The organism is Massilia sp. Soil_C_3 (assembly GCF_057657035.1).
On sequence record NZ_JBDGJG010000012.1, the window covers coordinates 99,319 to 113,589 of the forward strand.

10 protein-coding genes are annotated in these 14,271 nt (G+C 64.9%); 7 read left to right on the plus strand and 3 right to left on the minus strand.

Translation table 11 applies throughout. From position 1 onward, the window contains the following. Window positions 1-4 precede the first annotated feature (4 nt). Window positions 5-3,355: a transglutaminase family protein gene (locus AC3A6F_RS22750; protein ID WP_487685374.1), complete on the minus strand. Its 3,351-nt coding sequence runs from the start codon at window positions 3,353-3,355 to the stop codon at window positions 5-7. 176 nt (window positions 3,356-3,531) lie between these two features. Here AC3A6F_RS22750 and AC3A6F_RS22755 point away from each other — a divergent pair, with 176 nt between their 5' ends. Next, a complete protein-coding gene (locus AC3A6F_RS22755; RefSeq protein WP_487685377.1) occupies window positions 3,532-4,944 on the plus strand; it encodes a circularly permuted type 2 ATP-grasp protein in 1,413 nt (470 codons plus the stop codon). 1 nt (window position 4,945) lies between these two features. Then, window positions 4,946-5,992, plus strand: coding sequence for an alpha-E domain-containing protein (locus tag AC3A6F_RS22760; protein ID WP_487685380.1), 1,047 nt, complete (start codon window positions 4,946-4,948; stop codon window positions 5,990-5,992). Between the two features lie 87 nt (window positions 5,993-6,079). On the opposite strand, the gene AC3A6F_RS22765 is transcribed toward AC3A6F_RS22760, so the two are convergent. Then, window positions 6,080-7,153, minus strand: a complete 1,074-nt coding sequence (locus tag AC3A6F_RS22765) for a zinc-binding metallopeptidase family protein (RefSeq protein ID WP_487685383.1) — start codon at window positions 7,151-7,153, stop codon at window positions 6,080-6,082. A gap of 324 nt (window positions 7,154-7,477) precedes the next feature. Here AC3A6F_RS22765 and AC3A6F_RS22770 point away from each other — a divergent pair, with 324 nt between their 5' ends. Next, window positions 7,478-8,950 carry a PKD domain-containing protein gene (locus tag AC3A6F_RS22770; RefSeq protein WP_487685385.1) on the plus strand — a complete coding sequence of 491 codons (1,473 nt, stop codon included), beginning with the start codon at window positions 7,478-7,480 and terminating at the stop codon, window positions 8,948-8,950. Between the two features lie 6 nt (window positions 8,951-8,956). On the opposite strand, the gene AC3A6F_RS22775 is transcribed toward AC3A6F_RS22770, so the two are convergent. Further along, window positions 8,957-10,774 (minus strand): DUF885 domain-containing protein, encoded by a 1,818-nt coding sequence (locus AC3A6F_RS22775; RefSeq protein WP_487685388.1) that lies wholly within the window; start codon window positions 10,772-10,774, stop codon window positions 8,957-8,959. Window positions 10,775-10,920: 146 nt separating this feature from the next. Between AC3A6F_RS22775 and AC3A6F_RS22780 the strand changes: the two genes are divergently transcribed. The 4 genes from AC3A6F_RS22780 to AC3A6F_RS22795 all read left to right on the plus strand — a co-directional run bounded on the left by AC3A6F_RS22780 (window position 10,921) and on the right by AC3A6F_RS22795 (window position 14,166). Continuing rightward, window positions 10,921-12,045, plus strand: coding sequence for a toxic anion resistance protein (locus AC3A6F_RS22780; protein ID WP_487685391.1), 1,125 nt, complete (start codon window positions 10,921-10,923; stop codon window positions 12,043-12,045). A gap of 27 nt (window positions 12,046-12,072) precedes the next feature. Then, a complete protein-coding gene (locus tag AC3A6F_RS22785; protein WP_487685394.1) occupies window positions 12,073-12,660 on the plus strand; it encodes a TerD family protein in 588 nt (195 codons plus the stop codon). A 57-nt stretch (window positions 12,661-12,717) separates the two neighbouring features. Continuing rightward, window positions 12,718-13,608: a hypothetical protein gene (locus AC3A6F_RS22790; protein ID WP_487685397.1), complete on the plus strand. Its 891-nt coding sequence runs from the start codon at window positions 12,718-12,720 to the stop codon at window positions 13,606-13,608. 141 nt (window positions 13,609-13,749) lie between these two features. Beyond that, window positions 13,750-14,166 (plus strand): hypothetical protein, encoded by a 417-nt coding sequence (locus AC3A6F_RS22795; RefSeq protein WP_487685400.1) that lies wholly within the window; start codon window positions 13,750-13,752, stop codon window positions 14,164-14,166. Window positions 14,167-14,271 lie beyond the last annotated feature (105 nt).

Sequence of the window (14,271 nt, forward strand, 5' to 3'; positions counted from 1 at the left end):
TAGGTCAAACCGGCTGCCAGCGCAAATCCAGCGTCATCGGGAAGCCTGGATTGAGTTCCTCCTTGCGTACGGTGAATGGGCCCGGCGTGTGGCCATGCGGCCAGAACCGCGCAAACCGGCGCGCCTCGGCGGCGTTGGCATTGACCGGCGAACCGGTTTCATTGCGCCCGCCTGGATGCACGACATGATAGGTGCAGCCGCCGATCGAGCGTCCGTTCCAGGTGTCGACCAGGTCGAACACGAGCGGGGCCTGCACCTTGATGCTGGGGTGCAGCGCCGACCAGGGGCTCCAGGCCCGGAAGCGCACGCCGGCCACGTATTGCCCCGGGACGCCCGTCGGATGCAGGGGCAGCAGGCGGCCATTGCAGGCCACCACGTGGCGGCCATCGGTCAGGCCGGTGACCAGCAGCTGCATGCGCTCGACCGACGAATCGACATAGCGCGCGGTGCCCCCGGCCGAGACTTCCTCGCCCAGCACGTTCCATGGCTCGATCGCCTGGCGCAACTCCATCTCGACGCCCTCGTAGACGACACTGCCGAAGCGCGGGAAGCGGAACTCGATGAAGGGATCGAACCAGCTGTCTTCGAAGGCATAGCCGGCCGCGCGCAGGTCGCGCGCGACATCGCGGATATCCTGGGCCACGAAATGCGGCAGCATCCAGCGGTCGTGCAGGGCGGTGCCCCAGTGCACCAGCCTGGCCTGGCAGGGCTGTTTCCAGAAGCGCGCCACCAGCGCGCGCAGCAACAGCATCTGCAACAGGCTCATGCGTTCGTGGGGCGGCATCTCGAAGGCGCGGAATTCCACCAGTCCCAGGCGCCCGGTGGGGCCATCCGGCGAATACAGCTTGTCGATCGAAAATTCGGCGCGGTGCGTATTGCCGGTCAGGTCGACCAGCAGGTTGCGCAGCAGGCGGTCGACCATCCACGGCTTGTCGCCCGGGTGCATGGTGGGCAGTACCTGGTCCATCTGCTGGAAGGCGATCGCCAGCTCGTACAGGTTGTCGTCGCGCGCCTCGTCCACCCGCGGCGCCTGGCTGGTCGGCCCGATGAAGGTGCCCGAGAACAGGTAGGACAGGGCCGGATGGATTTGCCAGTAGGTGATCAGGCTCTTGAGCAGGTCGGGGCGGCGCAGCATCGGGCTGTCTTCGGCGGTGGCGCCGCCCAGGGTGGCGTGGTTGCCGCCGCCGGTGCCGGTATGGCGGCCGTCGTGCATGAATTTCTCGGTGCCCAGGCGCGTGAGGCGCGCTTCCTGGTACAGGGTCGTCATATTGTGCACCAGCTCGTCCCAGGTGGCCGCCGGATGGATGTTGACCTCGATGACGCCCGGATCGGGTGTGACGCTGAGCAGCTTGATGCGCGGGTCGCGCGGCGGCGCATAGCCTTCGATCCGCAGCTTCATCTTGAGCCTGGCGGCCGTGGCCTCGACCGCCGCCACCAGCGCCAGGTAATCCTCGATGCGTTTTTGCGGCGGCATGAAGACGTGCAGGCGCCCGCCGCGCACTTCGACGCACAGCGCGGTATGGATCACGTCGCGCGGCGCGGACTCAGTTGGGGCGGCCGGGGCGGCCGCCTTGCCGGCCTTGTCCGCCGATTTGCCGGCGGCAAGGCCGAGCACCGGGCGCTTGTCTTTTTTCGCCGCCGGCAGCGCGGCGCGCGGCGCGAACGGGTCGACGTCGAAATCGGGATCGCGTTCCTCGGGCAGCACCCATGGCAGCGTGGCCAGCGGCAGGCGCAGGCCGATCGGCGAGTCGCCTTCGATCAGGTACAGGTTTTCGCGCCGCAGCGGCCAGGGGGAGGTGCGCCAGCTGGTGCCCAGCATGACGGCCGGATCGTATTCCCTCGCCTGCAATGGCAGCACGTAGCCGGCCACCTGGCCCAGGCCGCGCTCGAGCAGGCGCGCCAGCCGGCGCCGTTCCTCCGGCGCCTTCAGGTCGGCCTGCAGCGGGTCCAGATTGCGCGGCAGCGCCTGCTCGCGCTGGGCCTGCAACAGCACGTCTTCATAGGCCGCGATCGCGCTGCCTGCGGGCAGGCCGAGCGTCTTGACCAGTTCCACCGTAAAGCGACCGGCGTCTTCGCTGCGATAGCCGTCGTCGAGGTGTTCGTCCGAGAACAGCTCGGGGTCGGACCACATCGGCTGGCCGTCGACGCGCCAGAAGATATTGAGCGCCCAGCGCGGCAGCGGCTCGCCCGGATACCATTTGCCCTGGCCGTAATGGAGCATGCCGCCCGGTGCGAAGTGCTCCTTCAGCCGGTGCATCAGGTTGCCGGCCAGCTCGCGCTTCTTGTCGCCGTGGGCGAGGGTATTCCATTCCGGCCCGTCCATATCGTCGATCGAGACGAAAGTGGGTTCGCCCCCCTGGGTCAGGCGCACGTCCTGGGCCTGCAGATCGGCATCGACCTGCCGGCCCAGGCGGTCGATGGCTTGCCAATCCTGTTCGGTATAGGGCTTGGTCACGCGCGGATCTTCATGGATGCGGGTGACCTTCATCTCATGGACGAAGGTGACTTCGGCCTTGTCCGAAAAGCCCGTGACCGGCGCGGCCGACGACGGCATCGCCGTGCAGGCGAGCGGAATATGGCCTTCGCCGGCCAGCATGCCCGAAGTCGGGTCGAGCCCGATCCAGCCGGCGCCGGGGATGTACACCTCGGTCCACGCATGCAGGTCGGTGAAGTCTTCGAGCGGGCCGCTGGGGCCGTCGAGTGCGGCCTGGTCGGCGCTCAGCTGGATCAGGTAGCCGGAGACGAAGCGTGCCGCCAGGCCCAGCTCGCGCAGGATCTGCACCAGCAGCCAGCCGGTGTCGCGGCAGGAGCCGGAGCCTTTTTCGAGCGTGTCTTCCGGCGTCTGCACCCCCGGCTCCATCCTCAGCAGGTAAGCGACGTCGCGCTGCAGGCGCTGGTTGATGGCCACCAGGAAGTCATTGGTGCTCATGGGCTTGGCCAGCAGGTCGGCGCGCATCGCGGCGACCCATTCCAGAAGCCGCGGACCGGGCGCTTCGGCCTGGACGTAGGGACTCAGCTCGGTCTTGAGCGCGGCTGGATAGGCAAAGGGAAAGGTCTCGGCATAGCTCTCGATGAAGAAATCGAAGGGGTTGATGACGGTCATGTCCGCAACCAGGTCGACCGTGAACTCGAGGATGTCCGTCGCTTCGGGGAAGACGAAACGTCCGATGTAATTGCCGTAGGGGTCTTGTTGCCAGTTGATGAAATGGTCTTGCGGCTGCACCGTCAGCGAATACGACAGGATCGGGGTGCGCGCATGGGGCGCCGGGCGCAGGCGCACTTCATGCGGCGACAGCTTTACCAGCCGGTCGTAGCGATAGCTGGTCTTGTGGTGTAGCGCGATACGGATGGCCATGGGAGAGTGCCTTTCGGGTGCGGCGCGGGTCGATGTCCGCGCGTTTTTCAGGCGCAAAAAATTGGCGCAGTTCAGGGGTGTTTAAGCATGATTTGTACCCGCAATATAATCCATCCATCAAATGCGCTCGCACCGCTGGCACGTTTCTTGATAGCACTTCTTGGCAGGAGGAACCGATGCCACACTTTTACAATGAAATGTATTCCGATGCGGCAACTGTACGGCCTCACTATGGCGCGTTCGCCAATTGGCTCGGACAGCAGCCGTCCCATCTGATCGACCAGAAACGGGCCGAAGCCGAACTCAATTTCCAGCGGGTGGGCATCACCTTCGCCGTCTACGGCGATAACGCCGGCAAGGAGCGGCTGATCCCGTTCGACATCATTCCGCGCGTGATCAACGCCGCGGAGTGGACCCGGCTGCAGGCCGGCCTGGTCCAGCGCGTAACGGCCCTGAATCGCTTCCTGCACGACGTCTATCACGACCAGACGATCCTCAAGGCGGGCATCATTCCGCCGGAGCGGATCCTGAACAATGCGCAGTACCGGCCCGCCATGCAGGGCGTCAAGCTGCCGTCCGACATCTATGCCCACATTGCCGGCGTCGATATCGTGCGCGCAGGCGAGGGCGAGTTCTACGTCCTGGAAGACAATCTGCGCGTGCCGTCGGGCGTGTCGTACATGCTGGAAAACCGCAAGATGATGATGCGGCTGTTCCCGGCGCTGTTCGCGCGCAACCGGGTGGCGCCGGTCGAGCATTATCCCGACCTGCTGCTCGACAACCTGCGCACCGTGGCGCCGCACGGCAGCCAGGACCCGACCGTGGTCGTGCTCACGCCCGGCATGCATAACTCGGCCTATTTCGAGCACGCCTTCCTGGCCCAGCAGATGGGCGTGGCGCTGGTGCAGGGGCAAGACCTGTACGTCAGCGGCGCCACCGTCTACATGCGCACCACGCGCGGGCCGAAGCAGGTCGACGTGATCTATCGGCGGATCGACGACGACTACCTCGATCCGCTCGCGTTTCGTCCCGAATCCACGCTGGGCGTGCCGGGCCTGCTCGACGCGGTGCGCGCCGGCCGGGTGACGCTGGCCAATGCCATCGGCACCGGCGTGGCCGACGACAAGTCGATCTACCCGTATGTGCCGGACATGATCGAGTTCTACCTGGGCGAAAAGCCGATCCTCAACAACGTGCCGACCTACCAGTGCCGGAAGAAGGAAGACCTCGCCTATACCCTGTCCAGGCTGCCGGAACTGGTGGTCAAGGAAGTGCACGGCGCCGGCGGCTACGGCATGCTGGTCGGGCCGGCCTCGACCGCGGCCGAGATCGAGGCGTTCCGCGCGCGCCTGGTGGCCAATCCGGAGGGCTATATCGCCCAGCCGACGCTGGCGTTGTCGGCCTGCCCCACCTATGTCGAGTCGGGCATCGCGCCGCGCCATATCGACCTGCGCCCCTTCGTCTTGTCGGGCAAGACCGTGTCGATGGTGCCGGGCGGGCTCACCCGCGTCGCATTGCAGGAAGGGTCGCTGGTGGTGAACTCGTCGCAGGGCGGCGGCACGAAAGACACCTGGATACTGGAGAATTAGCATGTTGAGCCGCACCGCAGATCATTTGTACTGGATGGCCCGCTATACCGAACGGGCGGAGAACACTGCGCGCATGCTCGACGTGCGCGTCCAGTATTCGCTGATGCCGCAATCGGAGCGCGCCGAGCAGCAGGGCTGGCGCACCATGCTGGGTGTGTCCGAACTGGAATCGCAGTTCTCGGCCAAGTACGGCGCGCTGACGCAGAAGGACGTCATCGACTTCATGGTGCGCGATCCGGACAATATGTCGTCGATCACCAGCTGCCTGCGGGCGGCGCGCGAGAATGCGCGGGCCGTGCGCGGCACCCTGACCACCGAGGTATGGGAGACCGAAAACACCACCTGGCTCATGCTGCAGCAGCACCTGAAGGACCGCCTGTTCGAGCGCGATCCCAGCCAGTTCCTGGAATGGGTCAAGTACCGCTCGCACATGTCGCGCGGCGTTACGCTGGGCACGATGCTGCAGGACGAAGCGTTCAACTTCATTCGCCTGGGCACCTTCTTGGAACGGGCCGACAATACTGCGCGCATCCTCGACGTCAAGTTCAGGTTCCTGGCGTCGGACACGATCCAGGCCGGGGCCCAGGGCGAGTTCTACTACCTGGCGGCGCTGTTGCGCTCGGTATCGGCGTTCGAGATCTACCGCAAGGTGTATCGCGACGCCATCACGCCGGAAAGGGTGGCGGCGCTCCTGATCGGGAACGAAAAGATGCCGCGCTCGTTGGTCGCCTGCATGTGCGCCGTCGTCGCCAACCTGCACGATGTGCGCAATGAGCTGTCGCACGACACCGAGCGCCTGGCCGAAGGGCTGTACGGCCAGCTCAGGGCGGCCTCGATCGGCGACATCCTGAAAGAAGGCCTGCACGAGTTCCTGACGCGTTTCCTGGCGTCGGTCGACGAACTGGGCAATGGGATCAGCCGCGATTTCCTGATCCCGGTGGCGCCGCCGGCGCCTGACGCCGTTCCGGCGCAGACACAGTCCCAAACACAGACTCAAACGCAGACCCAGACGCAGAGCCAAACCCAAACCCAGACCCAGACGCGCTGAAACGGCGGCGCACCAATTTATGGCGCGCCGCACCGTCGTGATGAAAATTCGCGCTCCCGCCTCACGATGGGGCAGCGTCCCGCCGTGTCAGGCCGCAGCCTTGACCGCCCGTGAGCGCACGACCTTGTGCACGAATTCCAGCTTTTCCAGTACCGGCGTACTGAGCTTGAAGGGGTAGGAATCCGGCATGCCGATACTGCGGTTCAGGCTATTGAGCACATAGGTCAGCGCGAACCAGTCGTGCAGGGTGTCGTCGAACGAATCGGCCTTCATGGGCAGGGTAATGCCGTCGAGCACCGGTTCGTCGGCCTTGCGCGGCTTGAGCGCCAGCCCGCAGGCATGCGCCGTCTCGAGCGTGTCGATCATGTGCAGGTAATGGGCCCAGGTCTCGGCCCAGTCTTCCCAGGGGTGCGAGCTGGCATAGCTGCTCACGAAGCGCGACTCCCAGTCGGCGGCCGGACCGGCGTCGTAGTGGCGCTTGAGCGCCTCGCCATAGTCCTGGCGTTCGTCGCCAAACAGGGCGCGGAACTCATCGATCCACTTGCTGCCGACCACGAGGCGGTCGAAGTAGTAGTGGCCGCTTTCATGACGGAAGTGTCCCAGCAGCGTGCGATAGCGTTCGTGCATCTGTTCGCGCGTGCGTTCGCGTTCGGCCGGGTCCGCTTCGGCGATGTTCAGCGTGATCAGGCCATTGTCGTGGCCGGTCATCACGCATTGATCGCTCACGCCGTCTTCCAGGAACTGGAAGGCCAGGCCGGTTTCGGGTTCGGCTTCCTTCGATGCCGGGGTCAGGTTCAGCATCGCCAGCGAAAACAGCAGGCGGCGCTTGGCCGCTTCGAGGCGCGACCACAGGATGAGGTTTTTTTCGGTCGACAGCGCGGGGATGACCACGGTCAGCTGGCACGACTCGCACAGATCGTGTGGATCGTCGGCCGGCAGCATCCAGTTGCACACATTGTGCTGGACGTAATTGGCGCATTGTTTGTACATTTTGCCCGCGTCGCTGCGGTTCAGGCTGCGCCACAGGCCGTCGTCGGTCTGTTCGAAGCTGTTGATGCTGCGGGTCAGCGGTTGGTAGCCGAGCGTACTTTCACAATTGAAGCAGAGCGTATTCTCAAAAAATATTTGCTGTGCGCACTTATCGCAGTGAAAAGTTTTCATGACAGGACCAGTAAGTAATACAGGGATGAGCAGGGGTGCCGGGATTAATAATTTAACAGTAAATATCAGGCTGTTTAACGCGTGTAAGACAACGCCTCATATCGTGTGCACGAAAGCTGTGCGATGCACGCCACAGCATGCCTTGGCCCAGGACAGATGAGCGCACGGCTCTGCGCCGGTCGTGATCGTGCGCGGCGCCCCTGACAGATGATCGAGCCCGTCGCCCGATATTGCCGGGCAGCGGGCCCGGCGTTCATCTTTTATGGAGAAAACATGCGATTCGCTCGAAGCCATGACGTACCGATACGCCCCACCTCGGAGAAGATGCGTCGTCTTGTTGCGCTGCTCCTGCTCACAGGCGCCGCCAATGCGGCGCTCGCGCAGCCGGCGCCGGATGCTTCCCAGGCCGAGCGCAGGCATGGCGGCCCGCCTGCAAGCTACCGCGTGATCAATCTGGGCCCCGGCACGATCGCGACCTACCCGCACATCAACGCCGCGGGCCAGGTCGCATTCTCGATGGTGAATGGCAACCGCACGGCCGGCTTCTTTTATGATGGCGCCTCGGTGCGCAATATCGGCTCGCTAGGCGGCGGCATCGCCTACGCGAACGGCCTGAACGAGGCCGGCCAGGTCGCCGGCACCTCGGTCAACGAACAGGGCGTCGAGAACGCCTTCGTCTGGAGTGCGGGCGGCGGCATGCTCGACATCCGCGCCGAACCGGGCCGGGGCCGCTCGTACGGCTGGGCCATCAACAACCGCGGCGTCGTCACCGGCTCGTTCGGCGACTCGGCGCGTCCGTTCCGCTGGAGCCATGCCGGCGGCGTGGAAGACCTGGGCGTCACGCCGGCCTTCCAGCAACCTGCCGGCCGCGTGCTCAACGACGCCGGCCTGATCGCCGGCGTGACCACGATCGACGACGAATTCACGCGCGTGTTCGCCTGGACCCGCGCGAGCGGCCTGGTCGACATCGACACGCTGGGCAGCGTCGAATCGTCGCCCGTGGCCGTCGGCGCCGGTGGCGAGGTGGCGGGCAATCGTCTACCTTCCTGGGACGATGGAGGCGATCGGCCCTTCCTGTGGACGCGCGCCACCGGCATGGTCGACCTCGGGATCGGCCGCGGCACCACGGCCTGGGTCAATGCGATGACGCCGGGCCTGCACATCGCGGGCGGCATCGGTTTTGCCGACGGACGCCAGCGCGCGATGTCGTGGACGCGGCGCGGCGGCATGCGCGAACTCGGCACCCTGGGAGGCAGGACCTCGGTCGCGCGCGGCGTCAATGCGAAGGGGCAGATCGTCGGCTTTGCCGAGGATAAGGCCGGCGCCATGCGCGCTTTCGTCTGGAGCGCTAACGGCGGCATGCTGGACCTGAACCGGCGCCTGCGCCGCGTGCCGCCGACGCTGGTGCTTGAACACGCGATGGCGATCAATGACCGGGGCGAGATCGTGGCCAGCTCGAATGCCGGACTGGTATTACTCAAGCCGAATGATGGACGCAAAGCCGGACACACGGTTGGGCCGATCGTCGCTGAACGCACGATCGAGGTCGGTGCGCCGCTGCAGGCATCGGTGTCTTTCGTGGATGGCGACCAGGTCGGCACGCGCGGCGTCGATTGGTCGTGGGGTGATGGCAGTGGCGGGACGGCGCGTCGGATCGACGAGCGCGCCGGCGTGGCCAGCGCGCGCGCCAGCCACAGTTTCTCGGCGCCGGGGAACTACACGGTAACGGCCACGGTGGTCGGCCGGGATGGCCGTCGCACCGTGGTCAGCCAGGAGGTGGAGGTAACTCCGGAATAAACCCGATCAGCCCTTCTTCTGGGCCGCGATCCAGCGGTCGGTCGCCGCTTCGAGTACGTCGAGCGGCACCGCGCCGTGCGACAGCACCTCGTTATGGAAGGCGCGCAGGTCGAAGTCCTTGCCCAGGGTCTTCTCGGCGCGCGTACGCAGTTCGCGCAGCTTCAGTTCACCGATCTTGTAGCTCAGGGCCTGGCCGGGAATCGCGATATAGCGCTCGACTTCCTGCACCGCAGTCACTTCGTTCTGCGGCACGTTGTCCATGAAGTAGGCGATCGCCTGCTCGCGGGTCCAGCCTTTCGAGTGGATGCCGGTGTCGACCACCAGGCGCACGCCGCGCCAGATTTCGGCGGTCAGGCGGCCCACCCACTGCCATGGGTCGTTGTACATGCCGATTTCCTGGCCCAGCATTTCGCTGTACAGGCCCCAGCCTTCCGAGAAGGCGGTGCTGCCGCCGAAGCGGCGGAAGGCCGGCAGGCCGGTGGTTTCCTGCGCCAGGCTGCGCTCGAAGTGGTGCCCGGGAATCGCTTCGTGCAGGAAGAAGGCGGTGGTCGTGAAGTTGGTGCGGGTCTCCGGCTTGTAGGCGTTGAAGTAGAAGACGCCGGGACGCTTGCCGTCGACCGAGCCGCGCTGGTAAGAGGCCGGGGCGGCGCTCACTTCGCGGAAGGCTTCCACCGGACGGATCTCGAACGGCGCCTTGGGCACGCGCGCGAACAGCTGGTCGACCTTGGCCTCGACGCGCGGACGCATCGCCTCGTAGGCTGCCTGGATTTCTTCACGCGACTTGAAACGCAGCTCGGGCGCGGTGTTGAGGTGATTGAAGAATTCCTTCAGCGTGCCCTGGAAGCCGACTTTGACCTTGGCTTCCTCGAACTGGGCGCGGATGCGCGCGACTTCGCGCAGGCCGATCTCGTGGATTTCTTCCGGCGTCTGATCGGTGGTGGTGGAGCGGCGCGCGAGGAAGGCATACCATTCCTTGCCGCCTGGCAGGGACCCAATGCCGGCCGTGTCGCGGCCCGCAGGCAGGTAGGTGTCCTTCATGAAGGCCAGCAGCTTGCGGTTGGCCGGCGCCAGCTGTTCGCGCACCATCTTGCCGTAGGCCGCGGTCAAGCGTGCCTTGTCGGCGGCGCTAAACGACTCCGGGAATTTTTTGGTCGGACCCATATAGGTGCTGGTGTCGAGATTGTCGCTGCCGACGTTCTCGAGCTGCGGCAGCACGCGCTGGATCAGCGCCTTCGGCATCACGATGCCCTGCTTGATGCCGGCGCGCATATTGGCAATGCTGTCGTCGACGGCCGGCGCGTAGCCGGCGGCGCGCTTGAGCCAGTTCTCGTAATCCTGCACGGTCTGGAACGGCTGCGTCGACGCGCCCGAACCCAGTTGCGCCATCAGCAGATGCAGGCCCGAGAACTGATCGACCGGCACCAGGTCGGACGGGAAGCGCAGGCTGTCGAGGTCTTGCTGCAGGCGGTAGCGCAGCAGATCATAGCTGATGCGGTCTTCCGAGGGCAGCGGCGCCGGATCGAACTTGTCGCTGCTGGCGAGGTATTTCTCGGCCAGCGCGCGGGTCTGCTTGCGGCTCTCGGCCGACGAGGTCGGGCCGAAGCGGTCGTTGTAGCGATGGTCGCCATTGAAGGTGGCGGCGATCGGGTTTTCGCGCAGGTAGTCTTCCCAGTAGTCGCTATACAACTGGTTCATTTTTTCCGGCGTGGCCGGCGTCTTGACTTGGGCGACGGCGGGGAGGGCGGCGAACAGCGCGGTGCACAGCGCAGTGCGCAGCGCGGTGCGCAGCGTAGTGTGCAGGGTATGGGGGAGCGAGCGGGTCATGTCTTCTCTAGGTGGTCAGGGCAATGCAAGAATAGCATGATGGTCCAGGTGCAATACAAGAGGCAGATTGCTCGCCGCAGAAACCCTTGCAGCCCGATTGTCCAGTGGTAAGCTATTGATGTTGTCATACCAACCCGAGGGATTCCATGAAACCGCTGTTCTCCTCCGAAGACGAAGCGAAGGCCGCCTCGACGACCCCCGTGACGCCGGCCGCCGGTCTGCCGCCCTTGCCGGATCCGGCCCTCACGCCGGACGCGCTGCCGGCACTGCGGCCGGAGGCGAGCTCGGCACCGATGATCCCGGTCGATCTCACCGGCATCGACGACAAGGCCATCGAGACCCTGGGCAGCGCCGCCGGGCCGGGTGTGGCGAAGGTGTCGGCCAAGCTGCTGGGCACCGTGCGCGCCTCTGACGCCGACGTGTTCGGTACGCAGCTGAACGAACTGATCGCCACCTCGAAGGGACTGGACCCGGCCAAGCTCAAGTCGGGCGGCCTGCTGTCGCGCGTGTCGAACATGTTCGGCTCGGTCAAGGAAAAGATGCTGTCGCAATACCAGGTGGTCGAATCGCGCATGGACACCCTGGTGACGGAGATGACGCGCCACGCCAATGTGCACCGGGCGCGCATCCACGATTTCGACGAGATGTACAAGGGCCTCGAGGTCTACTATCAGGGCCTGGACGCCGACGTGAAGAAGGGCGAAGCCTGGGCCGACCGGCTGCGCCAGGCGGTCGCGCAGCAAACCGCGGCGGCCAATGCCTTTGAGGCGCAGCAGGCGACGGAGCTCAGGCGCCGTCTCGAGCGTCTCGAAAAACGCATCGACGACCTGCGCCGCGCCATGCTGATGGCCACGCAGATGGTGCCGCAAATCCGCCTGTCGCAAGACAACGCGCGCGCCCTGACGGATACCTTTACGGACATCGTCAACGTGTCGATCCCGGCCTGGCGCAATGTGTTCTCGCTCTACCTGCTGCAGCTGGAAGCCAAGCAGAGCGCGGCGGTCGCCAACGCGGCCTACGACGCCACCGACGCAGCCTTCCGCGCCCAAGCCGATATGCTGCTGGAAAATACCGAGACGGTCGCGCGCGCCAAGCAGCGCTCCATCGTCAGTCTTGAAACCGCGCAGCACGTCCAGACGCAGCTGGTGACCGCGTTCGACAAGCTCGAGCAGATCTCGAACGAAGGCCAGCAGCGCCGCCGCGACGAACTGCCGAAACTGCAAGCGCTGGAGCAAGAGCTGATTACCAGGTTCTCGCCAGGCGCGGCGTAATTTCAACTCACTATACAAGGAAAGCTCATGTCGACGACGCTCCAGACTGGCCACCGCATCAACCTCGAAAAATCCGCACCGGGCTTGAAGCGCGTACGGATCGGCCTCGGATGGAAGGTCAATGCGGCCGAGGGCCATGCCTTCGATCTCGACTCGTCGGTGTTCCTGTGCAAGAAGGACGCGGACGACCATCCGATTATGATCAGCAACGCCCACTTCGTCTATTACAACCACACGACCTCGCCCGATGGCGCCGTGGTGCACTCGGGCGACAACCGCACGGGCGACAAGGATGGCGACGACGAAGTCATCACCGTCGACCTGGCCAAGGTCGATGCGGCGGTGATGGAAATGCCGATCGTGGTCACCATCCACGATGCCGAAGTGCGCAAGCAGAACTTCGGCAGTGTTTCCGGCGCCTATGTGAAGGTGTACAACGCCGATACCGGCGAGACGATCGCGCAATACAATCTGAACGAAGACTACTCGGACAAGACCGCGCTGCAATTCGGTTCGCTGTACCGCAAGGATGGCGAGTGGCGTTTCCAGGCCGTCGGCGCGGGCTTCAAGCTGAGCCTGGCGACCTTCATCCGCAAGCTGGGCGGCACCGTCTGAGCAGCGTTACGCGTTCTCTTTCGAAGCGCTGATGGCTTCGCGCCGGCAGGTAGATCGATGACAAACCAGAAGCCCAAGGCATTCGACTTTGGCGACGCGCCGGAGCCGCCCTCCGATCCGGTCGGCCATCCGGTCGGGCCGCGGGCGTTCGATTTTGGCGATGAGCACGATGACCCGGCTGCGCCCGATCGGAATGGTCCGCCCAGGGCGCTGTCCTTCGACGATGTTCCTGCGGTTCCGGCTGCTTCTGCCGTGACCAGGAAAACCGTGGCCCGGCCGCTGTTCGACAGCGAAGACCATCCGGCGGTGCGCGATGCGCTCGCCACCGTCCACGCCGATTATCCGAACGTGTTCGCGCATTCGGAGCAGCGCCTGGCCATCCTGTTTCGCCGCATCCTGCCAGTGAAGCTGGTGCTGGTGACCGAGTGGGCCGAAGGGCCGCTGATGGAACAGGCGGCGCTGCTCCAGCCCATCACCGAACTCGTATTGACATTCACGCAGATGAGCGTGCCGGCGCTGCTTGAAGCCGCGCTCGAGACCACCAAGGGCGCGCCGAGCATGTTCGGCCGGCTGTTCCGTCGCCCGACGACGCCTGCCGAGTACCGGCCGGTGCTCACATCCTCCCGCACGCAGCTCATGCAGCTGATGACCGACAGCGAAGTCGCCATGCGTAATCTGGAAGAGTCGGCAAAGGGACTGGGCTTGCACCTGCTCGTGCTGGCCGTGGTGTCGACACTGGTCGAGGATGCGCCGGATGCGGCCTTGCGCGATGCGCTCGTGCAGCGGCGCACGCTGATCCAGCAGGCGGTGCGCCAGGCCGAGTTGTCCGTATTGCAGATGAAGCAGGTGCGGCAACAGGCGGCGGATTTGATCGGGCAGGTGTCGTCGTTCTTGACCGTCACCTTGCCGGCGGTGGAAATGGCGCAGGCGCAGGGCGGGGCGCGCTAGGCGCCAGGCGCCCTGAAACAGGTGCGGCTGTTAGAATTTGCCATAGCCTCACTGCCCATTTTCAGGAGTACAGACATCCTACGTTTTCTCATCACTGCGGCAATCGGCAGGCCAAGATTGACGGCCGCCGTTGCGATACTTATGTTGGCCGCCTTTGCCGGGACAATGACCTATACGGGTTTTCTCGTCATCGGGGTGGTGGCCTATTATCTCGGCGCGGGCCGGATCGCGGCAGGGCTGCTGCTCGGCGTTCTTTTCGCGAGATTTCCGTGGATAAAAGAGGGCAGGCTGCGCATTGTCGGCCTCTTGCCCAAGCCTGTCCGTCGACCGCTCATCGTGAGCTTGCTTGCACTGTGCCTGTTCACCTTCGTGGCGCGGGGCGACTACGTGCCGGCACTGTTTACCGGTGTCGCAACGGCGTTTGTTCTCGCTTACCCATGGCTGCGGCGAACGATTGTCGATCGCATGTCGTCTGTGTTCACATTCGCCGGCCAAAAGCGCCCCGAGCGCACCGACGATACGGTCATTGAAGGTGAATTCAGGGAACGGAAAGAATGAGCTCGATCGCTGCCGGCCAGATGCGGAAAACCGCGTCGTAAGTACTCTCCTTGCGCACAACGCGCAGGGCGCGGGTGCTACACTGCGCGCCTACCACTCCAAAGC